This is a genomic window from Dyella sp. (assembly GCF_035508675.1).
In the GTDB taxonomy this organism is placed as follows: Bacteria; Pseudomonadota; Gammaproteobacteria; order Xanthomonadales; family Rhodanobacteraceae; genus Dyella_B.
Map to the genome: position 1 here is coordinate 1 of NZ_DATJMN010000277.1, position 26,955 is coordinate 26,955.

Annotated in this window: 23 protein-coding genes; 8 read left to right on the forward strand and 15 right to left on the reverse strand. The window is 63.4% G+C overall.

Annotated elements, in window-relative coordinates:
- Positions 1 to 57: 57 nt before the first annotated feature.
- The 13 genes from VMA74_RS14395 to VMA74_RS14455 form a co-directional block, all read right to left on the reverse strand.
- On the reverse strand, positions 58 to 1,338 hold the full coding sequence (locus VMA74_RS14395) for a flagellar hook-length control protein FliK (protein WP_325368121.1): 1,281 nt from the start codon (positions 1,336 to 1,338) through the stop codon (positions 58 to 60).
- A 64-nt stretch (positions 1,339 to 1,402) separates the two neighbouring features.
- Positions 1,403 to 1,828, reverse strand: a complete 426-nt coding sequence (gene fliJ / locus VMA74_RS14400; RefSeq protein ID WP_325368124.1) for a flagellar export protein FliJ — start codon at positions 1,826 to 1,828, stop codon at positions 1,403 to 1,405.
- A gap of 8 nt (positions 1,829 to 1,836) precedes the next feature.
- The gene (gene fliI, locus VMA74_RS14405) at positions 1,837 to 3,189 is read right to left on the reverse strand and encodes a flagellar protein export ATPase FliI (RefSeq protein WP_414649615.1); all 1,353 of its coding nucleotides are present in this window, start codon (positions 3,187 to 3,189) and stop codon (positions 1,837 to 1,839) included.
- The gene (locus VMA74_RS14410; RefSeq protein WP_325368126.1) at positions 3,189 to 3,821 is read right to left on the reverse strand and encodes a flagellar assembly protein FliH; all 633 of its coding nucleotides are present in this window, start codon (positions 3,819 to 3,821) and stop codon (positions 3,189 to 3,191) included. The genes fliI and VMA74_RS14410 overlap by 1 nt, the downstream gene beginning before the upstream one ends.
- Positions 3,821 to 4,834: a flagellar motor switch protein FliG gene (gene fliG / locus VMA74_RS14415; RefSeq protein ID WP_325368128.1), complete on the reverse strand. Its 1,014-nt coding sequence runs from the start codon at positions 4,832 to 4,834 to the stop codon at positions 3,821 to 3,823. The genes VMA74_RS14410 and fliG overlap by 1 nt, the downstream gene beginning before the upstream one ends.
- Positions 4,824 to 6,506, reverse strand: a complete 1,683-nt coding sequence (gene fliF, locus VMA74_RS14420) for a flagellar basal-body MS-ring/collar protein FliF (protein WP_325368130.1) — start codon at positions 6,504 to 6,506, stop codon at positions 4,824 to 4,826. Before fliF ends, fliG begins: the two co-directional genes overlap by 11 nt.
- Before the next feature lie 84 nt (positions 6,507 to 6,590).
- Positions 6,591 to 6,923, reverse strand: a complete 333-nt coding sequence (gene fliE / locus VMA74_RS14425) for a flagellar hook-basal body complex protein FliE (protein ID WP_325368132.1) — start codon at positions 6,921 to 6,923, stop codon at positions 6,591 to 6,593.
- 37 nt (positions 6,924 to 6,960) lie between these two features.
- The gene (locus VMA74_RS14430) at positions 6,961 to 8,430 is read right to left on the reverse strand and encodes a sigma-54-dependent Fis family transcriptional regulator (RefSeq protein WP_325368134.1); all 1,470 of its coding nucleotides are present in this window, start codon (positions 8,428 to 8,430) and stop codon (positions 6,961 to 6,963) included.
- 376 nt (positions 8,431 to 8,806) lie between these two features.
- Entirely contained in the window at positions 8,807 to 9,403 is a 597-nt protein-coding gene (locus tag VMA74_RS14435; protein ID WP_325368136.1) for a PilZ domain-containing protein, read from the reverse strand.
- 177 nt (positions 9,404 to 9,580) lie between these two features.
- The gene (locus VMA74_RS14440; protein ID WP_325368137.1) at positions 9,581 to 9,886 is read right to left on the reverse strand and encodes a hypothetical protein; all 306 of its coding nucleotides are present in this window, start codon (positions 9,884 to 9,886) and stop codon (positions 9,581 to 9,583) included.
- Complete coding sequence (fliS, locus tag VMA74_RS14445; RefSeq protein ID WP_325368139.1) at positions 9,883 to 10,317, reverse strand: flagellar export chaperone FliS; 435 nt, start codon at positions 10,315 to 10,317, stop codon at positions 9,883 to 9,885. Before fliS ends, VMA74_RS14440 begins: the two co-directional genes overlap by 4 nt.
- Positions 10,318 to 10,319: 2 nt before the next feature.
- On the reverse strand, positions 10,320 to 11,789 hold the full coding sequence (gene fliD, locus VMA74_RS14450; RefSeq protein WP_325368141.1) for a flagellar filament capping protein FliD: 1,470 nt from the start codon (positions 11,787 to 11,789) through the stop codon (positions 10,320 to 10,322).
- A gap of 183 nt (positions 11,790 to 11,972) precedes the next feature.
- Complete coding sequence (locus VMA74_RS14455) at positions 11,973 to 13,205, reverse strand: flagellin (RefSeq protein ID WP_325368143.1); 1,233 nt, start codon at positions 13,203 to 13,205, stop codon at positions 11,973 to 11,975.
- A gap of 408 nt (positions 13,206 to 13,613) precedes the next feature.
- Here VMA74_RS14455 and VMA74_RS14460 point away from each other — a divergent pair, with 408 nt between their 5' ends.
- The 3 genes from VMA74_RS14460 (at position 13,614) to VMA74_RS14470 (ending at position 19,478) form a co-directional block, all read left to right on the forward strand.
- Complete coding sequence (locus tag VMA74_RS14460) at positions 13,614 to 18,605, forward strand: glycosyltransferase family 92 protein (protein ID WP_325368145.1); 4,992 nt, start codon at positions 13,614 to 13,616, stop codon at positions 18,603 to 18,605.
- A gap of 274 nt (positions 18,606 to 18,879) precedes the next feature.
- The gene (locus tag VMA74_RS14465) at positions 18,880 to 19,176 is read left to right on the forward strand and encodes a type II toxin-antitoxin system RelE/ParE family toxin (RefSeq protein WP_325368147.1); all 297 of its coding nucleotides are present in this window, start codon (positions 18,880 to 18,882) and stop codon (positions 19,174 to 19,176) included.
- A complete protein-coding gene (locus tag VMA74_RS14470; RefSeq protein ID WP_414649614.1) occupies positions 19,173 to 19,478 on the forward strand; it encodes an addiction module antidote protein in 306 nt (101 codons plus the stop codon). Before VMA74_RS14465 ends, VMA74_RS14470 begins: the two co-directional genes overlap by 4 nt.
- A 143-nt stretch (positions 19,479 to 19,621) precedes the next feature.
- Here VMA74_RS14470 and VMA74_RS14475 read toward each other — a convergent pair whose 3' ends face one another.
- Positions 19,622 to 20,536: an alpha/beta hydrolase gene (locus tag VMA74_RS14475; RefSeq protein WP_325368149.1), complete on the reverse strand. Its 915-nt coding sequence runs from the start codon at positions 20,534 to 20,536 to the stop codon at positions 19,622 to 19,624.
- Between the two features lie 39 nt (positions 20,537 to 20,575).
- Positions 20,576 to 21,133, reverse strand: a complete 558-nt coding sequence (locus VMA74_RS14480; protein ID WP_325368151.1) for a hypothetical protein — start codon at positions 21,131 to 21,133, stop codon at positions 20,576 to 20,578.
- 204 nt (positions 21,134 to 21,337) lie between these two features.
- On the opposite strand from VMA74_RS14480, the gene ompR reads away from it, so the two are divergent.
- The 5 genes from ompR to VMA74_RS14505 all read left to right on the forward strand — a co-directional run bounded on the left by ompR (position 21,338) and on the right by VMA74_RS14505 (position 26,945).
- A complete protein-coding gene (gene ompR, locus VMA74_RS14485; protein WP_325368153.1) occupies positions 21,338 to 22,054 on the forward strand; it encodes a two-component system response regulator OmpR in 717 nt (238 codons plus the stop codon).
- Positions 22,051 to 23,334, forward strand: a complete 1,284-nt coding sequence (locus tag VMA74_RS14490) for an ATP-binding protein (RefSeq protein WP_325368155.1) — start codon at positions 22,051 to 22,053, stop codon at positions 23,332 to 23,334. The genes ompR and VMA74_RS14490 overlap by 4 nt, the downstream gene beginning before the upstream one ends.
- 437 nt (positions 23,335 to 23,771) lie before the next feature.
- On the forward strand, positions 23,772 to 24,932 hold the full coding sequence (locus tag VMA74_RS14495; protein ID WP_325368157.1) for an AAA family ATPase: 1,161 nt from the start codon (positions 23,772 to 23,774) through the stop codon (positions 24,930 to 24,932).
- A gap of 153 nt (positions 24,933 to 25,085) precedes the next feature.
- Positions 25,086 to 25,949, forward strand: coding sequence for a hypothetical protein (locus VMA74_RS14500; protein WP_325368159.1), 864 nt, complete (start codon positions 25,086 to 25,088; stop codon positions 25,947 to 25,949).
- A gap of 57 nt (positions 25,950 to 26,006) precedes the next feature.
- Positions 26,007 to 26,945, forward strand: coding sequence for a helix-turn-helix domain-containing GNAT family N-acetyltransferase (locus VMA74_RS14505; protein WP_325368161.1), 939 nt, complete (start codon positions 26,007 to 26,009; stop codon positions 26,943 to 26,945).
- The last annotated feature ends 10 nt before the right edge of the window (positions 26,946 to 26,955 follow it).

Consider the following 26,955-nt stretch of genomic DNA (forward strand, 5'->3'; position numbering starts at 1 on the left):
CACCCCAGCCCTCCCCTACTTCGCAGGGGAGGGAGCAATACATCGCGAATTGAAAGCTCACGCAAACGCGTCGACCAAACCGATGGCCACACGCGCTGCCGTGGCAATGGGCGTATCGGCCATCTCCTCGTTGGCGCTACCGCTTGCTTGCCCCTGCTGCCCTTGCTGTCCACCGAATTGCTGCTGCGACTGCTGCCCCACCGTGGCGTGACCGAGCGACAGGCCCTGGCCGCCCAGCATCTGGTGAAGCTGCCCCAGGCTTTGCTGCACGGCCGCGGTGGTGTCCGGATGTTGCGTTACGAAGCTCACGTCCACACGGCCGTGTTCCACACTCACTTTCACATCCAGCGGCCCGAGATCCTGCGGATTGAGGCGAATCTGCGCCTGCTTCACATCCTGGCCGCTGAGCCAGGTGATCTGCTGGCCGAGTTCCTTCGCAAAGCCGGAGGAACCGACTGGAGCGTCCGTCGTCAGGCTGTGCGTGCCGGCGGTGCCGGAGGGTACGACCGGTGCGGCGGCGGTGAGATTGCCCAGTGCAGTGATGCCGGACGTGCTTGGCGAGCTGTTGTCGGTGAAGGTCGTGGCCGCGGGAAGTGCTGCGTGGCTGCTTGCGGCGATGCTGCCGGCGAGTGCTTGCGTGCCGTCGCCAACCGCTTGCGTCACGGCGCTGGCATCGGCGGGCGTGCCGGCGCCTGCCGTGCTTGCGTCGCCGGCGGAGAAACCATCGTCAGCCTTGAGATCTGCTTTGGACGACAAGCCGCTGCCGATGCCAGCCAGCGCATTGCCGGTCGGCGGCGTATTCGTGTTCGCGGCGGCGGGTGTTGCCACCGGCGCGATGGCGGGCAGCGGTACCGGCACCATGCCCGCTACCGGCACCGGCGGCAGCGGCGTAGCGGGCGCTTGTTTGTTGGCCGTGCCCTGCTTGCTCGCGCCGGATGCAGAGGCAGCACCAGCATGTGCATCGCCGGTCGCATGGTCGATCAGGCTGAGCACGCTGCCGACGAGCGTGCCGACGCCTCCGGTGAGGTCGATGCCGGGGCCGTTATCGCTGGCCGCGTCGTTCTGCTGGTTGTCGTTGGCATCGGCGCCCGGCTTGCTCGCATTGCCTGCGGGGTTGCCGGCTTGTGCGCCACTGCCCTGCGCGTTGCTGCCTTGTGCTTGATCGTTGTTTTGCGAATCGGCCTGGCTGCTGTCGGCTGACGTCTGCTGCTGGCTGCTTTGCTGCGCGGACTGCAGATGCGAATGGAAGCTGGGGCCGCTCTGCTGGCTATGGCTGCTGGCAGGCTGCGCCGACGGTGCCGGGTTGATCGGTAGTGCGGTCAAGGGCGTAGCGCTCATGCGCGGATGCTCGTCTTAGGGATAGGCGGAAAACAGCAAAAACCAAGCCAGCATGATGCGAGGCTCATATACGGCGGCCGCGATGCTGCATGCGCTCGTCCACTTCTGCCTGCTCCAGCCGCTGTTCGCGCTGGCTTTCCTGCTTGCGCAGGCGCTCCACCACGCTGTCGAGCGCGTTTTCACGCGCATGCGCCTGCAGCCAGCGCTCGCGCGCACCGTCGAGCTGGCGCTGCAGGCGCTCGACCAGCTTGCCCTGCTGCACGATGGCCTGGTCGATGCGATCGACGAATTGTTGACGGTTGAGCAGCGCGCTTACCGTCAGCCCGCCGTCGCTGAGACTGTAGTCGCGCCGGTAGCGCTGCAGTTCCTCGAGCTGTTGTTCGGCCTGCGCCAGTTTTTGCTGATGATCGGCCAGGCGTTGCAGCGCGTCTTTCTGGCGGCGCTGCGCCTGGTCTACGGCTGGTTGCAGTCGGTCCGAGCGCGATGGCATGGCTTAGCTCACCCCTCTGCGGTGATGGACGCAAGCCGTTCCTGCGCGGCGCGCAGTTCGACCGGTTCGTCGACTTCCTGTTGCAGGAAGCGGGTCAGGCGCGGATACATCGCGATGGCCTGGTCCACCTGTGGATCGGAACCTTTCTGGTACGCGCCGACTGCAATCAGATCCTGGCGCTGGCGATACGCCGAATAGATCTGGCGGAAACGCTGCGCCGCGCGCATCTGCTCTTTGGTGACTACCGCAGGCATCACGCGGCTGATCGAGGCTTCGATGTCGATGGCCGGGTAATGGCCGGCCTCGGCAAGATCGCGCGACAGCACGATATGGCCGTCCAGAATCGCGCGCGCTGCGTCGGCAATCGGGTCATGCCGATGATCGTCGCCTTCGGTCAGCACGGTGTAGAACGCGGTGATGGAGCCGCGCCCTTGCGCATCGTTGCCGGCGCGTTCGACCAGGCCCGGCAGCATGGCGAACACGGAGGGCGGATAACCCTTGGTCGCCGGCGGCTCGCCGATCGCCAGCGCAATTTCACGCTGCGCCTGGGCATAGCGCGTCAGTGAATCCATCAGCAGCAGCACGCGCTGGCCACGATCGCGAAACCATTCGGCGATCGCGGTGGCGTATTCGGCACCGCGCAGGCGCTTCAAGGGGGGCGCGTCGGCGGGTGCGGCCACGATCACCGCGCGCGCGCGGCCTTCATCGCCCAGCGTCTGCTCCACGAATTCCTTCACTTCGCGACCGCGTTCGCCGATCAGCCCGACGACGACGACGTCGGCATCGGTGTAACGCGTCATCATGCCGAGCAAGGTGGATTTGCCGACGCCCGAGCCGGCAAACAGACCGATACGCTGGCCGCGTCCCACCGTCAGCAAAGCATTGATCGCACACACGCCGGTATCGAGCGGCATGTCGATCGGTTTGCGCGCCATGGGATTGATCGGCTCGCGCTTGAGCGCCGCGTGATGTTCTGCGTACAGCGGACCCTCGCCATCGAGCGGCAGGCCATCGGCGCCGACCACGCGCCCCAGCAGGGCCTCGCCCACCGGCAAGCCGCCCGCACGCGTGCACGGACGCACGCGCGCATTCGGCAATACGCCGTGCATTTCGGTCACCGGCATCAGCAGCAAGCGTTCGTCGGCAAAACCCACCACTTCGGTATCCAGTTCGCTGCCGTCCGCGGCATCGACCAGGCAGCGCGCGCCGAGCGGTGCTTCGCAGCCTTCGGCCTCAAGGGTCAGCCCGACCACGCGGCGCAGGCGTCCTTCCACCGTCAGCATCTGGGCCGCTTGTGCGTACTTCGCACGCACACCGAGCTGCTTGCGCCAGCGCTGATCCCGGCCTGGCGCGGCGCCGATCACGCGGAAACCTCGTCATCGCCGTCGTCCAGGTCATCGCTGATGACGGCATCGACCACGGCAGCAAGACGTGTGGCGACGCGCGCATCGAGCCGCGAGCGTTCGCTTTCCAGGATGCAGTCGCCGCGTTGGAGCGCTGGGTTCGCACCAAGGCGCCAATGCGGTTCAGCCGCACCGAGTTCGCGCAGCAGATCCATGTCGCTGGGGTTGACCCATACGCGCAGTTCGCGCGTGGCCGATGGCAAGGCCGCGGCGGCTTCGCGCACGGTGCGCTCGATCAAGGCGGGATCGAGCTGCAATTCGCGTGCGACCACGCGGCGGGCGATCACGGTGGCGAGCAGCGCCAGTTCGCGTTCGACGGCGTCATCGAGTTCGGTGAGCGGACGCGCAGCGGCGGTGCAGATGGCGTCGAGGCGCGCCAGGCGGTCGTCGAGTTCTTTCTTCGCCGCGGCGCGGCCCTCGGCCAGGCCGGCGGCATAACCTTCTTCACGCGCCTGGCGCTCGATTTCTTCCAGTTCGTAGATGGTAGGGCCGGGCGGTGCTGCGGGTTCCGCTTTCGGTTCGCCACCGACCGACGGCGGCTCCCAGCGGTCGAAACCGGCGATGATGTCGCGGGACAGGATGCCGCCCATCACACAAACTCATCGCCACTGGCCGACAAACTGATCTGACCCGCATCGGCCAGCTTGCGCGCAATCTGCAGCACTTCCTTCTGCGCGGCATCGACGTCGCTGAGCTTGACCGGGCCTTTCACTTCCAGGTCGTCGCGCAACATGTCGGCGGCGCGCTTGGACATGTTGGCAAAAATCTTTTCGCGCACCGACGGTTCCGAACCCTTCAGCGCAACGATCAGGCGCGCCGACGGCACTTCGCGCAACAGGGTCTGCATGCTGCGATCGTCGATCTCGGCCAGGTCGTCGAACACGAACATCAGTTCTTCGATCTTGGTGCTGAGGCCGGCGTCGTGGTTGCGGATCGCGCTCATCAGCTCGGCTTCGCGCGCCGACTCCATCGCATTGAGGATGGCCGCCGCGGCCTTCAAACCGCCGACGGTGGCGGACTTCAGTTTGGTCGAGGTGCCGGAGAACTGGCGTTCCATGATCTCGTCCAGTTCGTTCAGCGCCTGCGGTTGCACGCCATCGAGATTGGCGATGCGCATCACCGCGTCGCTGCGCACGCGTTGCGGCAGGTAACCGATCACTTCGGCCGCCTGGTCCGGCTCCAGGTGCGCCAGCACCAGGGCGATGATCTGTGGATGTTCCATGCCGATCATCTCGGCGATGGCGCGGCTCTCCATCCACTTCAGCGATTCGAGGCCCTTGGTGGAACGGCCCAGCAGGATGCGGTCGATCAGGCTGCCGGCCTTGGTTTCACCCAGCGCACTGACCAGCACCTTGCGGATGTATTCCTCGGTGCCGACGCCCAGCGCGGTCTGGCGCCCGATGTCTTCATTCAAGCGGCCGAGCACCTGCTCGACCTGATCGCGCGAGATGTTGCTGAGCGTGGCCATGGCGGTGCCGACCGCCTGTACGTCGCGCGCGCTCAAATGCTTCAGCACCTCGGCGGCATCTTGCTCGCCCAGGGTCAGCAGCAGGATCGCGGCGCGCTGCGCGCCGTTGACCGCGTTGTTCTGCTCAGCTGCCATCCTCACCCACCCAGTTCATCACCACTTGCGCGACCTGCTTGGAATTCTCCTGCACCAGCTTGCGTGCCACGCCGATCTTCTGCTCGTACGCCATGCTTTGAATCTGCGGCGAGGTGATGCGCACGGCATCGTTCCGATCGTCGCGGTCGTCATCGGCAATCCGCACTGAAACGGTGGGTATCGGGCCGGCCAGCGCGGGCATCGGCTCCGGCGCGCGCAACAAACCCTTGAGCAGGGGCCGCAGCAGGCCGAACGCGATCAACAGCGCGATCAGGATGCCGGCGCCCTGCTTGATCAGGTCCAGCATGCCCGGACGCGTCCAGAACGGTTGCGCCACCGGCGTGCTGTCGATGACCGTGTCATCGGAAAACGCCTGGTTGATCACGGTGACACTGTCGCCGCGTTGCTGGTCGTAGCCCACGGCGTTCTTGGTGAGCTCGGTGAGATGCTGCAGTTCCTGCGCGGTGAGCGGAATGCTCTTGCCCTTGCCGTCCGGCGCCGGCTTGTTGTCGACCACCACGGCGACCGTCACGCGGGTCAGCCGGCCGGCGGGATCGGTCACATGACTGATGGTGCGGCCCAGTTCGTAGTTGCGGGTAGCGCTGGAAGAACTGTCGGTAGGGGTTGTATTGGCCGTGTTGCTGGCCGCCGCATTTGCAGCCGGCGGCGTGCCGGCATTGGGTTTGGCCGCGGTCGGCTGCGCCACGGTGTTCGGCGGTTGATTGCTGAGCGCGCCGGCGATCTGGCCGCTGCTGTCGTCGCGCTTGGTATCGCTGCTGGTCTGCTCGCTGCGCAGCGCGGGCTTGTCGCCGTCGTAGCTTTCGCTGGCTTTCTCGGTCTCGCTGAAATCGAGCGCCACGTCGACCTGCGCACGCACGCGGCCGGCGCCGACCAGTGGCGTGAGCAAGGTTTCGATGCGCTGCGCATAGCTGTTTTCCATGCGCGTGACGAGGCGCATGTGCGCATCGCCGACCGCGCCGGGGCTGTTAGGGTCCGATGCCGTAAGCAGCGCGCCCTGCTGATCGACGATCGAGACTTGTGCAGGATCCAGGTCCGGCACGCTGGCGGATACCAGGTGCACGATCGCCTGCACTTGACTGCTATCGAGCTGGCGCCCGGGGTACAACGTAAGCAGTACCGACGCGCTGGCGGGATGGTTGTCGCGAATGAACGCGGAAGGTTTCGGCAAGGCCAGATGCACGCGCGCCGCGCGCACGAATTGCAAGCCGGCAATGGTATTGCCCAGATCCGTTTCCAGCATCTCCCGATAGTGCGTGCTTTCGGCCAGGTCGCTCATGCCGAACGGCGAATCGCTCTGCGGCATCATCGCGCCGGCCGTACTGCCCTGCGGCAAACCCTGGGCGGCAAGTTTCAGGCGCGTATCGGCCAGCACATCGGCCGGCACCGAAATGGAGGCGCCATCCGCACCGAGGCGGAACGGCGTGTTGGCGCTCTGCAAAGCCTGGGTGACGGCAGCAGCGTCTTTCGGATCAAGCCCTGCGTACAGCAATGCGTAGTTGGGACCGCGCGACCACAACACGATACCCACACCCAAGGCCACGGCCGCGGCGACACCCACCAGCAACATCAGCAGGCGTGTGGTTGGATTGCGCAGCAGGGTTTTCAGATGGTCCTGGCGTGCGTTGTTCGTCGCTGGAATGTTGTCGGCCATGAATCGTCGAAATGAACGTTATGAGTTATGTGACCGCCCCGCTCCCCATCCTTGATCAAAGAGGGGGAGGGGGAATGCAAGGGGTCAAACCGGCATGTTCATGATGGTGGTATACGCATCGACCAGCTTGTTGCGTACTTCCACCAGGCCGCGGAACGCGAGATCCGCTTTCTGTCCCGCGATCGATGTCTTTACGATGTCGGCGCCGGGATCGCCACGCTCGAACGCGGTGACCTGTTTCTGCGCTTCATTCTGTTGCGTCGCCACCGAACCGATGGACTGCTTGAACAGCGTGCCGAAATCTACCGCCGATCCACTCGATGCAGCAGGCAAGGAAGCATTCGGCTTCGTACCTTCGGCAAGCGAACTGAGCGCACGCATCTGCGAAAGCACACTGTTGACGTCGATCTGACTCATGTCGGTTTTCCAACGCTTGAGCGGTTAGTAAGGTGCTTCAAGCAACGGCTGTGCCACTACCTTCCGGCGTGGCGTCGCTGCCGCGGCAGGCGGCTTGCAAGCCGTACTTGCGCAGCTTTTCCACCAGCGTGGTGCGTTGCATGCGCAACAACTTCGCCGCATGCGCCACGACGCCGTCGGTGATGTCGAGTGCTTGACGGATCAGCCCCACCTCGATGTCGGCCAGGTGATCTTTCAGGTCCACGCCACCCTCGGGCAGCATCACTTCGGTATCCAGCAGGCTGCGGTGATGCGTCGGCGCCGCAGGCTTGGCCTGCCCGTCGAGCATGGCGCGCACCACGCCGCCACCGGTTTCGTCGATCGGCTGCACGCCGCGGTATTTTTCCGGCAGGTCGCTGGCGCGCACTTCGCCGTTCGGATAAAGAATGGCCAGGCGCTCCACCAGGTTGGACAGCTCACGCACGTTGCCCGGCCAGCTGTGCTGGCGCAGCGACTGCAGCGCACTGCCGCTGAAGCGCACGCTCTGCAGGCCGCGGCGATGCAGGCGCTGGTTGAACTCGGCGATCAGTTCCGGCATGTCTTCCAGGCGCTCGCGCAGCGGCGGCATCTCCAGCGGGAACACACTGAGGCGGTAGTAGAGGTCTTCGCGGAAACGGCCTTCGGCGGTGGATGTTTCAAGATTGCGATGGGTGGCCGCGATGATGCGCACGTCGCAGCGCTGCGTACGGTTGCTGCCGACACGCTCATACATGCGCTCCTGCAGCACGCGCAACAGCTTCACTTGCATCGGCAGGCTCATGTCGCCGATTTCGTCGAGGAACAGCGTGCCGCCTTCGGCCATTTCGAAACGGCCCTTGCGCGTGCTGATGGCGCCGGTGAACGCGCCTTTTTCATGGCCGAACAATTCGCTTTCCAGTAGCTCGGCGGGAATGGCGCCGCAGTTGATCGCCACGAACGGCTTGTCGCGGCGCGGAGAACTGTCGTGGATGGCGCGCGCGACCATTTCCTTGCCGGTACCCGACTCGCCCAGCACCAGCACGCTGGAATCGAACGGCGCCACCTGGCGGATCAGCGCGTTGACACGCCCCATGGCGAGCGAGCCGCCGACCAGGCGCAGCGGCGCCGGGCTGCCGCTGGCGGCACGCACGGTGGGCGCGCGGCGGACGGCCTCGGCCAGGCGTTCATAGCGCAACGGAAAATCCAGTACTTCAATCTGTGCCGCGCAAGCCGAGCCAACCTTGGTCAGCCGTTCCAGCTGCGGCGAATCGGAGCCGACCAGCACCAGCAGCTGGTCGGCCGGCACTTCGAGCGAGGCCAGCAATTGTTCGCAAAGTTCATCGTCTTCGATGCTGCCAATGTAAACCGCTCGCCATTCGTGCGTAGTCGAATTCATCGGCAGCGATGCGTCCCAGCGCTGCGGGAAAAAACCCATGAACTGCATGGCCGACGTAATGATGTCGGCGCGTGTTGCGTTGGATTCGATGATGAGTACGTTGCTATTTGGCATGGGCACGAGTCCTGCTGCGTTACTGCGACTGCTGATGAGTTGAACAACGACGCCTACCGATCCATCCCCAAAGTCGTGTGTCCCCTGATGTGTCAGCGATCCGTCGTGACACGTTTGCCAATCCAGCAAGAAGAACGCCAAAAATTTCGCAGTAAGTTGACCAGTGCGGCGCTTCCCGTTTGCCACGTGACGGAATTCGCGCACCGTACCTCGACGCATTCACATTCGTGATTGACAAAAGAAACCGTTTACTTCAAGGGTTTAGCTTCATTTGTCAGACAGGTAATACGGATGGTTCATGTGCCGCCTAGCGTCACTACACACACTGGCATGGCGGAAATCCGGCGTGGCTGGATGTTTCGCCGCGTGATAACCATCACATTCTGTGCTTGTGCCCTGACACAGTTTCCGGCATGCCTGACAGACGCGCTTCGGCCACTTTGCGTCTGTGGTGACAAAAAACGAAACGTTCCAACCCATCCTCGACCGCTTCGCTCAATTCACGAAAACAAAGGAAAACGTTGTCATTACCGAGTGCTTTCCCATGCTGCGCCGGCAGCTCCAAGGGCAAGGCGCGGCAAGCTTCGAAATGCAGCCGAACGAGCAAGTATCCGTCAGGCGGAAGCAGGCTTGCCGGCACGACCAGTCCCACGGCGTTGAAGCTCACCGCCTGACGGGACGGCAGCAGCGTAGAGGGCAGCAGCAGGCGGTCGACGATGTCCAACAGCACGTTGAGCTTGCTGTCCATGCGCTGCAGTTCCTGCATGACCGGGTCGTCATCGTCCGCGGCACCTTCGGCCCGGCGCTCGTCCAGTGAGTCGAGCGTCCTTAGTACGTGCAGGCTGCGTTCGTTAAGACGTGCCACATCATCCGGCGTGGGTTCGAATGGCTCGATGGCCAGGTGCGGATGCCCCTGCCAGGTCACCCGCTCGGAATACGCCTGCCATCGTTCTTCGGTTTGCGTGGTTTGCATGACACCCTCCCTTGTGCCGGCTTTATGACGGAGTGCCGGCTAAAAGCAATGGTATTCATGAGGCGTGCCATCGACAGCTTTTCCCCGGAAGAAGCCGCTGATTTGGGATGAAATCGCGGCATTATGGCGGCATCCGGTGCTGGGATTGCATCCCGGCCGGCGTGGCTCCGCGAGAAGTCAGCGCGATGATGAGACGTAGCTACGCAATGCCCGAAAGTTGTACTGATGCTGGCTGAGTTGTTGCTCTACCGCATCGCGCACTTGTTGGACGCGTTCCAACACGGCGCGGTTATGGGCCTCCAGGGAAGCCAATGTATCGCGATGCATGATATCCAATGGGGTGTCGTGCATCTGCTGTAGCGGTGGCTGCCGCTGCGCATCGAGTTCGACCACCAGGGTCCAATTGCCGTCGGCGGCGGCTGCGCTCATCTGGATGGTGAGCGCCAACGCTTGCTGCAATGCATGTTGGGCTTGGCTGGTCATGACACGGTGGCGGGCGCTTTCGCTTGCGCGATTTCCGCCAGATAGGGTTCGCGGATCGCGTGCCAGGCTTCGCGGATCGGCACAATCAATCGTTCGCATTCATCCAATGCGCGTAAATCATCATTGAGCTGGGCGTGCAGCAGGCGCCGGGTGATGTAGTCATAGAGCGCATCGAGGCGGCCGGTGAGCGTGGGCTCCACGCTATGGTCGAGGCTTGCGCGCAAGGTGTTGAGCATGGCGATGGCCTTGGCAAAAGCCTGGCCTTTGGCGGGAATATCCTTGTGCAGGATGTGCCCGCGCGCCTGGTTGATGCGGTCGACCAGGCCATCGAGCAGCATCGCCAACAGTTGATGGCGATCCGCCCCCTCGACGCTGCCTTGTGCGCGCGTTTGTGCGTACAGGGCGCTTCCGTTGCGTGACATGTAACTCATGGTCACCCCTTGCTGCTACTGCTGGTACCCGTTAACGCATTCATGGCCTGGGTAAGGTAGGAACTGGTGTTGTTGAGCGACGACATCAAAGTGCTCAAGCTGGTGTACTGCTGAACCAGCTGCTGCTGATATACCGCCATGCGTGCATTCAGGGCGGTTTGCTGGGTCGACTGATTCGTCAGGTCGCTATTGAGGTTGTTGATGCGCGACTGCAGCACGCCGCTGCTGCTGTTGAAACTGGTTACCAGCGAACTCAGCTGCGTGGCGACGCCGTTGGTGCCCGAAAAAAGCTGCTGCACGGATGACGGATTACTGGCCAGCGTATTGGCCAGCGTGGTCGGGTTCGACGTCAACGTACCGTCGGCGTTGCGTGTGATGCCAAGGCTCGCCAGGTTGCCGATGCTGCTGGCGGAAACATTGCTGCCCAGCACGTTGGAGATCTGACTCTGCACCGCCGACAGCGTAGCATCGCCCAGCAGCACGCCGGCAACCTTGGTGGTGCTGTCGTAGCTGTCGAGCTGGCTTACGGTGGTGGCGTAGGTGTTGTACGCGGACACGAAGTCGTTCACCGCGGTGCTGATCGGCGTGGTGCTCTGTGCGACGGTGAGCTGCGAGCTACCTGTCGAGGTGAGGTTCAACGTGACACCTGTCAACGCGCCGCTCACACTATTGTTTGCGCTGCTGACGGAAATGCCGTCGATCGTCAGCTGGGCATTGGTGGCCGCGGTGCTCGGCGTGTTGAGCGCACTGGCCAGCGAGCTGACGCCGCTGCTGCTGCCGCTGCCCGCGCTTACGCTGAAGGCGTTGGCCGTACCGGTACTGGTAGAGGTGAGCACGAGCTGGTTGCCGTTGACGCCAGACACGATGGTGGCGGTCACGCCGGGGTTGCCGCTGGCGTTGTTGATGTTGGCGGCGATCGCCGAAAGCGTATCGGTTGCACCCACCGACACACTCACGCTCTTACTGCCCACCGTGATGTTGAGCGTACCGGTACCTACCGTGGCCGTGCTGGCCTGCGCAGTGCTGACACTCTTCTGCGCCGTGGCGAGCTGGGTCACATTGATGTCGTAGGCACCGGGCGACGCGTCAGGCAGCGTACTGGCCGTGCCGAGCGAGGTGTTGGAAAGCGTGGTGGTGTAAGTGCTGTAGGTAGTGCTGGAAGTCAGCTCGTTCAGTGCGGACTGCAGGCCGGACAGCGAAGTCTGCAGTGCAGTGAGGCCGGCAATCTTGTTGTCGTCCAGATTGGTCTGGTTGGTGATCTGCGCCTGGGGACCGGCTTCCTGCGCATTGACCAGCGCGGTGATGATCGCATTGACGTCCAGCCCCGTGCCCAGGCCCAGCGAGCTGAGCAGGCCGGTACCGCTGATGTTGCTGCCGCTGCTGCTGGTCCCCGATGTGGAAGCGGAGGAGCTACCACTGATCGCGCTGGAAAGCGCGCTCGAGGTACTGCCTACACTGGAGATGCTGCTCATGAAGGGCCTCGTCGAAAATTGCTGGCGCCGTCGAACCGCCGGCAAAGCTCATTTGCGAATCAGTGCTCGAATAAAAGCTTTACCCGCCGCTCGCGTGGGTTTTTTGACGGCCCATCGGCCGCCAGAACCCCTAGAAGCAAAATCCCGGCCATGGCGGTTACCCGCCATGGCCGGTCGTACCGATTAACCCAACAGCTTGAGGATCTGCTGCGGCTGGGCATTCGCGGTGGCGAGCACCGAGATACCTGCCTGTTGCAACACCTGCGCCTTGCTCAACTCTGCGGTGGTGGCCGCGAAGTCGGTGTCCTGAATCGAACTCTGCGAGGCCGTCAGGTTGGTTTGCTGCGCACTCACCGTGGCGATGGTCGACTGGAAGCGGTTCTGCACCGCACCCAACGTGCTTTGGAATGTGCTGACCTGAGTCAGCGCAGCATCGACACGGGAGATCAGGTTGTTGGAATCGTCCACCGTCAGAACATCGCCGCCGGTCAGCGAGCCGGAAGCCGTGATCACCGAGCCATCCGTGTAGCTTGCACCCGTGGCCGCGAAGCCCGTGGCCGTCGTGCCCGTGCCGCTGGCGCCGAAGGCGACCGCACTGTTGGTGAAGTTGAATGCCGTGCCGGCAGCACCCGTCAACGCGGAACCCGTTACAGCCAGTTCGCCCGTGGAGTAGATGTTGATGCCGCCGCTGGCGTTCACGGCTGCGCTGACGCCCGCGATACCTGCTGCGTTGATCGCATCGGCCAAGCCCTGTGCGTTGCTGGCGCTGGCACCGCTGAGGCTGTAGCTATTGCCGTCTGCACCCTCGATGGTCAGGCCGCTCAGACTGATCGACTGGCCCGACAAACCGCTGGCATTGACGAACGCGCCGCTGACGTCGGCAGTGGAGATTTCCGAGATCTGACCAACCTGCGAGGTGGTGGCACCCTGGCCGAGCTGCACATTGATCTGCTGGCCCACGTTCGCGCCGATCTGGAATGACAGCTGGCCGACCGAACCATTCAATACGTTGGTGCCGTTGAAGGTGGTCTGGTTGGCGATACGGGTGATTTCCGACAGGTACTGCTGCACCGAGGTGTTGATCGCGGCGCGGTCGGACGACTGGTACGTACCGTTGGCCGACTGCACGGCCAAGTCACGGATGGACTGCAGGTTGGAGGTGATCTGGCTCAGCGCGGAACCCGCGGTCTGCGCCAGGTTGATCGCATCGCTCGCATTTTCGCTGGCCTGTCCCAGACCGCCGATCTGCGTCTGGAAACGGGTGGCGATGGCGTAGCCGGCAGCATTGTCGGCGGCGCTGTTGATCTTCAAACCCGAGGACAGATCTTGCGTGGCGGTGGACAGCGCGCTGCCCGACTTGGTCAAGTTGTTCTGGGCCTGCAGTGAAGCGATGTTGGTATTTAGAACGAGTGACATGGAATGTCTCCTGAAACCGGATAGTTGGTACTCATGCCGGCGGGATCCAGTCACGTTTGCTGTGCCGACCGCCTCAGGGACTTTTTCGGCGCTGGGAGGGATTACTTGAGGCGCCGCTGAAAAAATTTCGCAGCTGGCCCAACGAGATAAGCGTGAAAACTGTGATGGATGGCGCTAAAGGTTTCAGTGCTGCGGCCGAGGCGCGAGGTAGGCCGGGATGAAATCCCAGCTTTCGTCGGCATGGTGACGCTGGGATTTCATCCCAGCCTACGTGGTACGGCGATACAAGGCCGCCACGCTTGGCACCAACATTGCTCCCACCCTCGCATACCGGCCCGGGATGCGCCGGAAGTGTCAGATTTCCGACGCCTGCGCATCCCTGCCTTATCGATCAGACGAGGAAACCACATGCGTTGTGTGCTTGCGATTTGCGCCGTGTTCAAGGACGAGGCCGCCTATCTGCGCGAATGGGTCGAGTTCCACCAGCTCATGGGCGTGGAACGCTTCTACCTATACAACAACAACAGCTCGGACCGTTACCTTGACGCGTTGCAGCCGCATATTGCCTCCGGCGCAGTGGTGCTGCACGAATGGCCGCGGCATCCGGCGCAGTTGCAGGCCTACGAGCACTGCCTGAAGACGCACGGCAGCGAAGCGGACTGGATCGCCTTCATCGATTTGGACGAATTCCTGTTCGCCCCCAACGCCAAATTTTTGCCGGATGTGCTGGCCGACTACGCGGATCACCCCGGCGTGGGCGTGAACTGGGTGATGTTCGGCTCCAGCGGCCATGTAACCAAGCCGTCAGGCGGCGTGCTGGAGAACTATCTGCGTCGCGGGGTGCTCGACGGCGGCATTCCGTATCGGCAGCAGGATGGCAGCTATCGTCCTGAAAACACGCACATCAAGAGCATTGTGCAGCCGTCCAAGGTCGTCGCATGCACCAATCCACACTTCATGTTGTACGCAGACAACATGCGCGCAGTGGATGAAAACGGTCGTTCCATCGATGGTCCCTTCACCGAGAAAGTGTCGGTGGAAAAACTGCGCATCAACCACTACTGGAGCAAGTCGGAAGAGGAATGCCGGCTGAAGTTCGCCAAATCTCTGGCCGACAGCAAAGGCACCAGGGACTGGAGCCGGTTTCTGGAGCATGAAAAAGTTCTCAACGAAGTGCATGACGACATCGTGCTACGCGTCGTCGCACAACTGGGTGTATTGCCGCCAACGTGTCCACTGGACAGCTTCGTCCGCAACGAGGAAGGCGTATGGCATTCGCCGCTGCGCGAGCGTCCTGCGCACAAGACGATCCATACCCTTGCCTCGCAGTTGCATGACGTCGTGAAGGACGCAGCCGATACCCGGGTGTACTCGCCGGTATTGGCAAGAGAAATCCATACCCGTACCAGCGCCCTGCATCTCTCTGCGCGGCGCGCCAACGTGTTGCAGGCGTTCGACGCTTTTCCTGCCGGCACCCGTGTCCTGGAGCTCGGCTGTGGCGGTGGTGCACTGACCCGTGCCTGGGCCGAACGCGGCTGCGTGGTGGATGCCATCGAATTCGCACCGCACTGGGCGCGTGTTGCGGCGGCGCGCCTGCGTGATTGCCCACAAGTACGCGTATTCCAGGCGAGTCTGCGTGAGCTGGCTTTGCAGCCCGAATACGATGTGGCAACGCTCACGGTTGCGGACGATTACGCCGAAGCCTGGCCGCGCGCGGATGCCCTGCAGGCAGCGCTGAGTACGGCCGCCAAGGCATTGAAGCCCGACGGGGTTCTCATGCTGGCGCTGCCCAACCGCCAGGCATCGCAAGAACGACGCGACATTCCCTCACGCATGAAGATCGAAGCGGTCTTGCGCGCAGCGGGCCTCACCGAAATCGATACCCGGCTTGCCTTTCCGGATGCCTTGCTGCCGGAAGTACTGGTCTGCGCGCAAGCACAGCAAGCCGCACCCGCGTTGCGCCTGGACGATCTGATTGCACAACGGCCCTTGCTGCGTGATGCCGGCAAGGAGGCTGTGCAATGGGAAATGCACTACGAGGCCGGGACACTGGCCGAGTACGCACCAGGCCTGCTGCTGGTGGCACGCCGCAGCGGCGCGCCCTCACCCATGCGCAGCAACGTCCTCGCACAAAGCTTTGCGGACAACCGTGTTCCTGCCGGCAACACCGTCACCGAATACGTGCTGGAAGACGGGAAGGTGCAAGTAGTGCCCCGCGCCTTGTCGCCGGAGGCGACATGGGTCGGATCCGCTTTCGATCCCGTGCGCGAGCCGTACCCGCTCGCTCCTGGGCGTTCATTGCTGGTGCTGATCCGCAAGGCCATCCACGAGCAACGTACTGACCTGCTGGTCGCCCTGCTACGCAAATGGGGTGCGCTCATCTATGCGCAGGCCAACGACGAGGACAAGATTCCCGGCGACTGGCTCGATGCCCTGCCTGCGCACGTTTACCTGGAACCGGACGGCGAGAGCCTCGCCTTCCACGGCGGCGAATGGCGCGCACGGCAGCCTGTAGAAAAGCAGATTCCGGTGTATGTCGGCCTGTGGCAGATCGCTTATGAAGCCGGCCTGGAAACTCTGCTCGGCCTGGCCTCGCCGGCCGAACGCGTCACCTGGCTATGCAAGCGCCTGCTGATCGACGCCTCGGCGGAGTGGACCGGGCACGGCCGCAACATCAACGAAGCCTTTGCACGTGAAATCCATGAGGGTGATTGCTGGAACCGCACCGACCGCCATCTGAAGATCATTCCGGAGTGGTTGATCCCGCCGCCGCCCTCGAATCTCTACAAACATTGGCAAACGCAACTCCAACTCAGTGCAACGGCCGTGGCGCAGGCCATGCACCGTATCGACGCATACGGCGCGCCGCGTGTGCAGGTGATCGTGATCGATCGCGGCAACAACGTGGAAGCCGTGCAGGCCACCCAGGCCAGCCTGGAAGCACAGCATTATCCGCACTACCAGCTGAGCGTGATCGGCAGCGACGACGATATCATGCAGCGCCTCAACAGCGAGGTCGCCGCCAGCGACGCGGATTGGGTGCAACTGCTGCATGCCGGCGACCTGTTGCATCCCGCTGCCTTGCTGCTGCTGGCCGAGCGCGCGGTATCGCACCCCTATCTGCGCGCCATCTATGTCGATGAAGACGCGCACGTCGGCGGCGTGTTCGAGCAGCCCATTTTCAAGCCGGACTTCAACCTCGACATGCTGCGCAGCTATCCCTATGTGGGTCGCGCCCTAGCCCTGCAGCGCCGGCGCTGCATCGAGCTGGGCGGCCTGCAGGCGCACTACGGCGACATGGCGCCGTACGACCTGCTGTTCCGACTGATCGAAACCGATGGCTTGCAATCCATCGGCCATATCGCTGAAGTGATGCACCGCGCCGCACTGCCGTACAGCCAATGGCTGACGTCGGAGACGGTCAAAGCACACAGCGCGGCAATCGTCGCCAACCATCTCACCCGCATCCGCGTGCCGCATCGCATGGAGCCAGGCGTCCTGCCCGGTTTCAATCGCGTGGTGTATCAGCACGCACGGCAGCCGCTGGTGTCGATCATCGTGCCGACCAAGGACCAGCTGCCGCTGCTGAACGGCCTGATCGACAGCCTGCTGTCCAAGACCAGCTACCTCAACTACGAGTTGCTGATCATCGATAACAACACCGAAGAGCCGGCGGCATGCGCCTACCTCGACGGCATCGAGCGGCTGAATAGCCAACAATTGCGCGTGTTGCGTTATCCGCATCCGTTCAACTACTCGGCCATCAACAATTTCGCCGCGGCACACGCACGTGGCGAATATCTGATCCTGCTCAACAACGATACTGCCGTATTGCATGCGGACTGGATCGAAGCGCTACTCAACCACGCACAGCGACCGGAAGTCGGCATCGTCGGCGCCAAGCTGCATTTCCCCGACGGCCGCATCCAGCACGGCGGTGTGGTGCTGGGCTTGCGTGGCCCGGCCGATCACCCGTTCATCGGCCAGCCGATGGACGCGGACGGCTACATGCATCGCCTGCGCGTGGATCAGAACTACACCGCGGTCACGGCCGCATGCCTGATGATCCGCAAATCCGTCTATGACGAAGTCGGCGGCCTGGACGAACAGGAGTTCAAGGTTTCCTACAACGACGTCGACCTGTGCCTGAAAGTGCACAAAGCCGGCTACCTCGCCGTGTGGACGCCGTATGCGCGCCTGATGCACGTAGGCAGCGTCAGCCAGACCAAGGTGGACAAGACCGCGCAGGACGCCAAGCAGAAACGCTTCGAGGGCGAGCAGGGCGCGATGTATCGCAAGTGGCTGGCGCTGCTCGCGCGCGACCCTGCCTACAGCACCAATCTCAGCATCGACGGTTCAGGCTTCGAACTGGATCCGCTGCGCAGCAAGGCCTGGCAACCCTTCGCCAGTCCGCTGTTCCCGCGCATGTTCTGTGTTGCCGCGGACGAACACGGCTGCGGTCATTACCGCATCCGTCAACCATTCGCCTCGATGCAGCGGGAAGGCATGGTGGAAGGCGTCATCGCCGGCGTGCACCTGACGCCAGTGGCGATGGAACGCTTCCAGCCCACCTCGCTGGTGATGCAGCGGCAGATCAACGAACACCAGATCAAACTGCTGGAGAGCTATCGCGATTATTCCAAGGCCTTCAAGGTGTTCGAGCTGGATGACCTGATCCAGCAGATCCCGGTGAAGAGCATGTTCCACGGGCTGATGCCGAAAGATGTGGTGAAATCGCTGCGCCGCGCCTTGTCCACGATGGACCGGTTCGTGGTTTCCACCGATACCCTGGCGGAGGAATTCAAAGGCTTTCATGCCGATATCCGCGTGGTGCTGAACCGCCTGCCGGTGGATTGGTGGCGCGATCTGTCGTCGCAACGCCGCGTCGGCCGCAAGCCGCGTGTGGGCTGGGGCGGCGGCTCCAGTCACCGCGGCGACCTGGAATTGATCGCCGACGTGGTCCGCGACCTGGCCGGTGAGGTGGAATGGGTGTTCTTCGGCATGTGTCCCGACAAGCTGCGCCCTTACGTGCACGAATTCCACACCGGCGTACCGATCGAGGAATATCCGCGCAAGCTCGCTTCGCTCAACCTCGACCTCGCCCTGGCGCCGCTGGAAGAAAATGCATTCAACCAGTGCAAGAGCAATCTGCGCCTGCTGGAATACGGCGCTTGCGGTTTCCCGGTGATCTGCACCGATATCGTGTGCTACCAGAACGACCTGCCGGCCACGCGCGTGAAGAACCGCTACAAGGATTGGATAAGCGCGATCCGCATGCATCTGGACGATCTGGATGCAACGGCAAAGATGGGCGATGCGTTGCGCGATGCGGTGTTGAAGGATTGGATGCTGGAGGGCGACAAGCTGACGGCTTGGCGGGATGCGTGGATGCCGAATTGATCGGCGTAGATGTGTCCTCTCCTAAGCGCGATGCCATTCCCGGCCGCCAACCCGTGAGGGCACGTCGAACGACGATAAGGGGGGGCCGATCTCTTGTTTGTCCCAGAAGCACGATGTTGCCGAGATTGGCATTCGCTGCTTAGGCCGCGGGACGCCTTCCGTCCTACGCTGAGCAAGGAAAAATACGTACCGAGATAGACCAGCGCACCGATAGAGCGCAGGACGAATGTTAACTATAGTTGACTATCTGACAACTACAGTTGACAATTAAGCCGTGGTCGAAATCATTCGAAGTGCAACCTTCGACCTGTGGATGCGTAGCCTTAGGGATCGTCAAGCCAGAGCACGGATTCAGATGCGAATAGATCGCCTGAGCCTGGGCAATCCTGGCCAACATCGCAAGCTGGCGAACGGTATCAGTGAAATGAAGATCGATCACGGCCCCGGCTACCGGGTGTACTACACGATGCGGGGCTCAGAGCTCATTGTTCTGCTTTGCGGCGGCGACAAGGCCTCGCAACAAGAAGACATCGCCAAGGCTATTCGCGTTGCTGATGCCTGGGAGACATGAAGATGGCATTGAAGAAAGAGAGCTTTCGCCGTTACGACTCGGCGGACTACCTCAAAAGCGAAGAAGACATCGCCGCCTACCTGGAAGCGTGCTCCGAGGCAAACGACCCGGTTCTGATGGCCGTCGCACTCGGCACCGTGGCACGCGCGCGAAACATCAGCCAGCTTGCGCGGGAAACCGGGCTCACCCGCGAGGGGTTGTACAAGGCATTGTCAGCGGAGGGCAATCCGAGCCTGGCGACCGCCATGAAGGTGGCCAACGCGCTCGGTTATCAGTTGCGACTGGTACCGGCAGGGCATTGACGAGGCGACCGGATGCCGAATTGATCGGCGTATCCACGCGTGCGCCTTCGTAACCTCATGGCGGTCACCGCTAAGACCGAGAAAGCTGGGATTTCATCCCGGCATCGTGAAGCTTCAAAAACGCGGATGGATACCCTACGCCCTTATGGCGACAACGCCCTGGCCACCACTGGACTCAGGCCACGCATGAACGCCTCGACATCATCGGTATAACCCGAAGCTTCTCCAAGCTCCGCGTTGATCTGCTCGTGCGTGAGATCTTCCGGCAGCACCTTCGCCTGTGAGCCGAATGACAAAGCCTTCGCGACGAACCGCCGTGCCTGCAGGCAGGAGTTGTTGCGACGCGTGGAGCACACGGCAAGCAGGGGCACGATGCGGGCGTGCATCTGCTGGTAGGGCGATACCGCCACCCAGCCGGCGTAGTCGCTACCGAAAGCACGGTCATACAACGGCAAGTGCCGTTGCTGCATCATCGCCACCACATCCATCGCAGCGCTATCCAGCGAGACCGTGCCTAGCCAGGGCTGCACGCCGTTGCGCTGTGCCACGGCCGTGTCCGTGGTGATCAGCGACACGAGATGCGCGCCGGCGGAGTGGCCCATCACGATGAACTGCGAAGGGTCGCCACCCCATTCCTTGGCATGGCGTTGCGCAAAGGCCAGCGCACGGGCCACGTCATCGGCCTGTGCCAGCGGCGGGGTGTCGGGCAGCATGCGGTAGTCGATCGAGATCAGGATGAAGCCGCGCGGCAGCCATCTGGCCGCCTTGTTTTCCACCACGCCGCGCGCGCTCTTGGTGCCGAACGCCCAGGCACCGCCGTGCACCATGAAAATGACCGGCGCGTTGCTCACCTGCGCCGGCCGGTAGACGTCGAAACGTTGGCGGGCGTCGTCGCCGTAGTTGATATTGCCGTAAACACGCGTGCCCGCGGGCACTGCCGGTTGCTGCAGCATCGCGCGCTGGCCGAAAAGCGTCGGACGCTGCGGCGCGGCCTGCGCACCGGCAACCCCTGCGATCAGCAGGAGGGAAGCGATGACGGAGAGACCTTTGCGGTTCATGGGTAGATCCTGCTTTCCGGGCGGTTGGCGGGACACAGTTTATGGGCCGCACGGGACGGTGGCGCCAGCGGCGTTGGTGCACGAACCGCTATGCGTGATGCCCTGCCCCTTGGTGTAGGTCGTCTGGCCGTTGTAGGTGATGCCGCTGGCGGCGTTGGTGGCGGTGGTGTCGTGGGTCGTCACGCCGTTGGCGGTGTTGGTGCTGGCGTCATACGAACCGCGTGGACCGCTGGCGTTGGTCTGCGAGCTGCCCGTGACGGCGCCGCTGGCGCTGCGCGAGTAGGCGCCGTTGCTGCTGTAGCTGCCGCCGGCCGCGGTGGTGCCGTGGAAACTGTGGCTGCTCGATGCCGATCCGTCGGCGTTTAGTGTCTGGCTGTTGTGTCCGGCGTAGCTGGCGCCGTTGTTGCCGCGCAAATAGTGCGCGCCGTTGTGCGTAACGCTGCCGTTCTTGACGGTGGTGTAGCCGCCGCCGATGGCGGTGCCGCGCGGACCGCTGCCGCCGCGCAGGTGGAAGTGGCCCTGGGCGCTTGCCGCGCCCGCGACGGACAAGGCCAGGCAGGCCAGGAGGATCGGTGCACAGCGGAGAGTCGATGACATGGACATGACGCACTCCAGATGGATGAGAAGCCGCAGGCCCCAATGCCTGCGTGGCGCCATCTTCCACGCACCGCGCCGCCGGAGTGTTTCCAAATCCGGCCAAGTGTGAGCGTTTGTTGCGGAGTCCGGCGCCGGAAACATGTGCTTACATCTGCCGCCGGCGGGCGCTTGTCCGGGCCTCGCCGCTCGCGAGATAGTGGAAGCATGGAAACCGTCCACATCCTTGTCGTCGATGATGACCTGCGGCTGCGCGACCTCATCGAGCGCTACCTCAGCCAGCAGGGCTTCCACGTCCATGGCGCCGGCCACGCGGCGGCCATGCGGCGCGAACTGGCCGCCCATCACGTCGACCTGATCGTGCTCGACCTGATGCTGCCTGACGCAGACGGGCTGCAGCTATGCCGGGACCTGCGCGCCGAGGGCATCGACATCCCGGTGATCATGCTGACGGCGAAAGGCGACGACGTGGATCGCATCGTCGGCCTGGAAATCGGTGCGGACGATTACCTCGCCAAGCCCTGCAATCCGCGCGAACTGGTGGCGCGCATCCGCGCCGTGTTGCGCCGTCGCCCGCGAATGCCGGTGGGCGCGCCGCAAACCGACCAGGCGCCCATCGCATTCGGGCGCTTTACGTTTGATCTCGCCACCCGCCAGCTACTGGACGACGGTGCGCCAATCAAGCTCACCAGCGGGGAATTCGCCGTGCTGGCTGCCCTGGTGACGCATCCGTTCGAAACCCTGAGCCGCGAACGCCTGATCGCCATTGCGCGCGGCCGCGATCACGACGCGTTCGACCGCAGCATCGACGTGATGGTGTCGCGCCTGCGGCGCTATATCGAAGACGACCCGCGCCAGCCACGTTGGCTGCAGACGGTATGGGGCGAAGGCTATGTGTTCGTGCTGCAGGGAACGGGCGCATGAAGCAAAGCCCTTCCACCTTCTCGCTGATCTTCGGCCTGCTCGCCCTGGCGTTGCTGCTGGCGCTGTCGCTTGCGTCGATGCTTACCACGCGCATCACGGTAAAAGCGGGCAGCGAAAGCTATGGCCGGCTGGTCATCGCTGCAGCCTTGGCCGCCGATGAACTATCGGCGCGCCACGACCAGGATGCCGTGCAGACACTGCGCCAGCTCGACGAAGCCGGGCTGCATTTCTCCACCACGCCCCCGCCGCCGGCCACGGTGCGCATTTCCCCCATGCTACGGGACATCGGGCTCAAGGTGTCGCAGATGCTGGGCGATCCGTCGCGCGTCGCCGTTACCCAGACGCCGGAGCCGCAGATATGGATACGCAGCGCCCATGATCCGGCCCGCTGGATGGTGCTGCATGCGCTCAGCTACCGCCGCCAGGTGCTTGCATCCAGCATCCTGGTGATGCTGCTGGCGGGGGTGATCGTGCTGATCATCGCCTCCGCCGCCGCGCGTTTGCTAACGCAGCCGCTGGAGCGTCTTGCCGCGCATGCGCAAGGACTGCTGGCCGGCGAGCCCGTGGTGCAAACGCAGTTGAAGGGCAGTCCGCGCGAAGTGCATCAGCTTGCCTTTGCGATCGGCCAGGCCGGCGAGCGGCTGCGCCACGCCGCGCGCGAACGCGAATTGATGCTTGCCGGCATCTCGCATGATCTGCGCACACCGCTGGCGCGCCTGCGGCTTGCGCTGGAGCTGGGCGACGCCAACGATCATCAGCGCCGCGAGGCCATGGTGGCCGACCTGGAAGAACTCGATGGCGCGCTCGAACAATGCCTGGCGTTCGTGCGCGACGGCAGCGACGAACCGCGGCGCGACATCGACGTCATCACCTTGATCGGGCAATTGCTCGCACTGCGCGTGCAGCCCGATGATTGGCAATTGCACGGTCCCGCGGTGTTCCAGGCCAAGGTACGCCCCAGCCTGCTCCGCCGCGCCCTCGGCAACCTGATGGACAACGCCGAGCGCCACGGCGCCGCCCCGTTCGAGGTGGCGCTGGATACCGGTGACACATTCTGGTGCGTGAGCGTGATCGATCACGGCGCTGGCGTGTCGGCCGAGCAACTGGAGCGCCTGGGGCGTCCGTTCCAACGGGGCGACCCGGCGCGCGGCCAGGGCGGCACCGGCCTTGGGCTGAGCATCGTCGCACGCGCTGCGCAGGTGCATGGCGGGACGTTGACGTGGGGCAATCGTGCGCCGCGCGGGTTCGTGGCGTCGATGCGGATTCCGGTTGTGGCGTGAGGGATGGCTGGCGTTTTTTGCTCGAACTTGGGGGCAATGGCACTAACGCGGCCAAGAAATCTGCTATTCGCGATGATCCACTCCCTCCCCTGCGAAGTAGGGGAGGGCCGGGGTGGGGTTGCTTGGGCTTTAGCGTGGGGCCGAATAGCACCATGACTTTTGAACAAAGAAACGCGTCGCAGCAACATGGCGTTGCTACCGCTCGCTACGCTCGCAGCCCACCCCTCCCCTACTTCGCAGGGGAGGAAACGCATTCTGGCGAACTAGAGATACACGCTTAAATTAGGACCACCTTTGATGGCGGCACGCGCGCGGCATCCCGGCAGCAAACCTGCTAGCGCAAACCGTGAGATCGCTACGCTGCAACCTTGCGCGCATCCGCTCCTTACCATTCACGATGACCGATTGACGATTCCGGCATACAAGGACGACCCCGCATGCTCACCACACTGGCAATAGCCAACTACCGCTCCCTGCGCTCCCTTACCCTTCCGCTGGGTCGATTGAACCTGATCACCGGCGCCAACGGCAGCGGCAAGTCGAATCTTTATCGCGCCTTGCGCTTGCTTGCCGAGACCGCACATGGCGGAGTGGTGAATGCGTTGGCGCGCGAGGGCGGTTTGTCCTCGACGCTATGGGCCGGCCCCGAACGCATCACGCGCCGGATGCAGTTGGGCGAAGTACCGATCCAGGGCGGCCCGCGGCAGGAACCGGTGGCGCTCAAGCTTGGCTTTGCCGGCGATGATTACGGTTACGCCATCGACCTCGGCCTGCCGGTGCCGGCACTTACCGCATTCAGTGCCGATCCGGAGATCAAGCGCGAAGCGATCTGGGCGGGGCCGTTCCTGCGCTCGTCCAATGCCCTGGTCGACCGGCATGGCGCCGTGGCGAAGGTGAAGGACGGGCGCAGTTGGCGCGTCGTTGCCAAGCATCTCAATCCGTTCGAGAGCATGTTCACCCAGTTGGCCGATCCCGAACGCGCACCCGAAGTGTTGACGATGCGCGAGATGATCCGCGGTTGGCGTTTCTACGACCACTTCCGCTCCGACCGCGACGCACCGGCGCGATTACCGCAACTGGGCACGCGCACACCGGTGTTGAGCCACGATGGCAGCGATCTTGCGGCAGCCTGGCAGACTATTCGCGAAATCGGCGACCGCGCCGCGCTGGACCAGGCTGTCGACGATGCATTTCCCGGCGCGTCCGTCGAGGTGGATATCAGCGATGGCCGCTTCGGCCTGGTCTTCCAGCAACACGGTTTGCTACGCCCGCTCTGCGCCAGCGAATTGTCGGACGGCACGCTACGCTATCTGCTATGGATCGCCGCGCTGCATACCCCACGGCCGCCATCCCTGATGGTATTGAACGAACCGGAGACCAGCCTTCATCCCGACCTGCTGCCGGCGCTGGCGCGCCTGATTGGGCAGGCTGCAACGAAAAGCCAGCTGTGGGTGATATCGCATGCTTCCCGGCTTATCGCTGCGCTCGAAGACCTGCCCATCTGCAATGCCATCGCGCTCGAAAAGGAGTTGAGCCAGACGCGCATCATCGGGCAGCGCGAATTGGATGAGCCGGCGTGGCATTGGCCGGAGCGATAGCGAATTCCGTTTTTCAAACAACTGACGACGCCAGCGCGGGAACGGGTCACGAAAGATGGAGAAATAGCGAAGAAAACGCATCTGCGGACAAAAGGCGCTGACACGAGCGGCACCTCCTTCTAGCCTGCGCCTAGGCTCTCAGGGATCTCCGCTATGACCCATCGAAAGAACGGCCACCACCACGACGGTGGCCTGCAACAGGACCTCGACATACTTGCCCGGCGCATGCGCGAACGCCGCCAACTGCTGGGCTGGATCACCACCGGCAGCGCCGCCGCTTTGCTCAGCGCTTGCACGAGCCGCATCGGCAAGCCGGAAAATCGCTCCGCATCGCGATTGCAGTCGACATCCTGCCTCGCCAATCCCATGGAAACCAATGGGCCGTTTCCAGCCGACGGCTTCAATGGCGTGGATGATCGCATCATCAATATCCTTTCCACCCAGGGCATCGTGCGCAGCGATATCCGCAGCAGCTTTGGCGTATCCACCGCTACCGCGCCAGGCGTGCCGTTGACGCTGAACATCCGGCTGGCCAACGTCCGTGCGCAGTGCAGTGCCTTGTCCGGCCATGCCATCTACGTGTGGCAATGCAATCGCGACGGCGATTATTCGCTGTATGCGGACAACCTCCGGCAGGAGAACTATCTGCGTGGCGTGCAGGTGACCGATGCCCACGGAGAAGTCAGCTTCCGCACCATTTTCCCTGGCTGTTATGCCGGCCGCTGGCCGCACATCCATTTCGAGGTGTATCGCAGCCTGTCGGCGGCGACCGGTTACGACAAGGCCATGCTGGTATCGCAGTTCGCGCTGCCGTCATCCACGTGCGCGGCGGTCTATGCGAAAGCCAGCGGCTACGCTGCAAGCCAGGCCGAACTGGCCGGCCTCAGCCTGGCTGACGACATGGTCTTTGCCGACAGCACGCCGGCAGAGCTGGCGCAGATGACGCCCACCATGACTGGCGACGTCGCCACCGGCTATGTCGCCACCGTGCTGGTCGGCGTGGAGACGCCCACATAGTTGACTGAGTCAACTATGTGGGCGTACCTTGCGCACGTCGTTCGCGAGGTACGTTCCATGCCCGTTCCCGCATCGCTTTCCCGGCAGGCCGAAGCCGTCCGCGACTTCAATCGCTTCTATACCCGCCAGATCGGCGTGCTCGACGAAGGGCTGCTGGCCAGTCCCTATACCCTCACGCAAGCACGCGTGCTGTTCGAACTGGGCACCCGCAAAACCATCACCGCGCGCGAAATCGGCGAACTGCTGGGCCTGGATGCCGGGTATCTCAGCCGCCTGGTGCAGGGTTTCATGGCCGAGGGTCTGGTGGCGCGAAAACCGTGCAAACAGGACGGCCGGCAATGGCTGCTGTCACTCACCGCAGAAGGGCGCAAGGCATTCCGCGAACTGGACCGCGCATCGCATCAGCTGACGGCGACGCATCTGTCCCGCCTGTCGGAACCCGGCAGGCATCGCCTGCTGGCGTCGATGCAGGAAGTGCAGCGGCTGCTTTCCCCCAGCAACGATGGCAGCAAGCTGATCATTCGCACGCATCGCATCGGCGACATCGGCTGGGCGATCGAGCGTCACGGTCAGCTGTATGCCGACGAATTCGGCTGGAACGACGAGTTTGAAGCGCTGGTCGCCACGCTGTTTGCACAGTTCGCCAGTAAGCATGATCCAGCCAAGGAGCGCATGTGGGTCGCCGAAGTGGATGGCGAGCGCGTGGGTTGTGTATTCGTGGTGCGCAATGCGGACGATCCCGGCGCCGCGCAACTGCGCTGCTTGCTGGTGGACCCGAAGGCACGCGGCCTTGGCATCGGCAAGCAACTGGTCGACCAATGCCTGGACTTTGCGGCCGAAGCGGGCTACGCCAGGATGCTGCTATGGACCAACGACATCCTGGTTTCGGCCCGTCGCATCTACCAGGCCGCCGGCTTTTCGCTGATGTCGGAGGAGCCGCATCGCAGCTTCGGCCATGATCTGGTCGGGCAAGTGTGGGAGCGGACGCTTCGGTAAACCTGGTCCT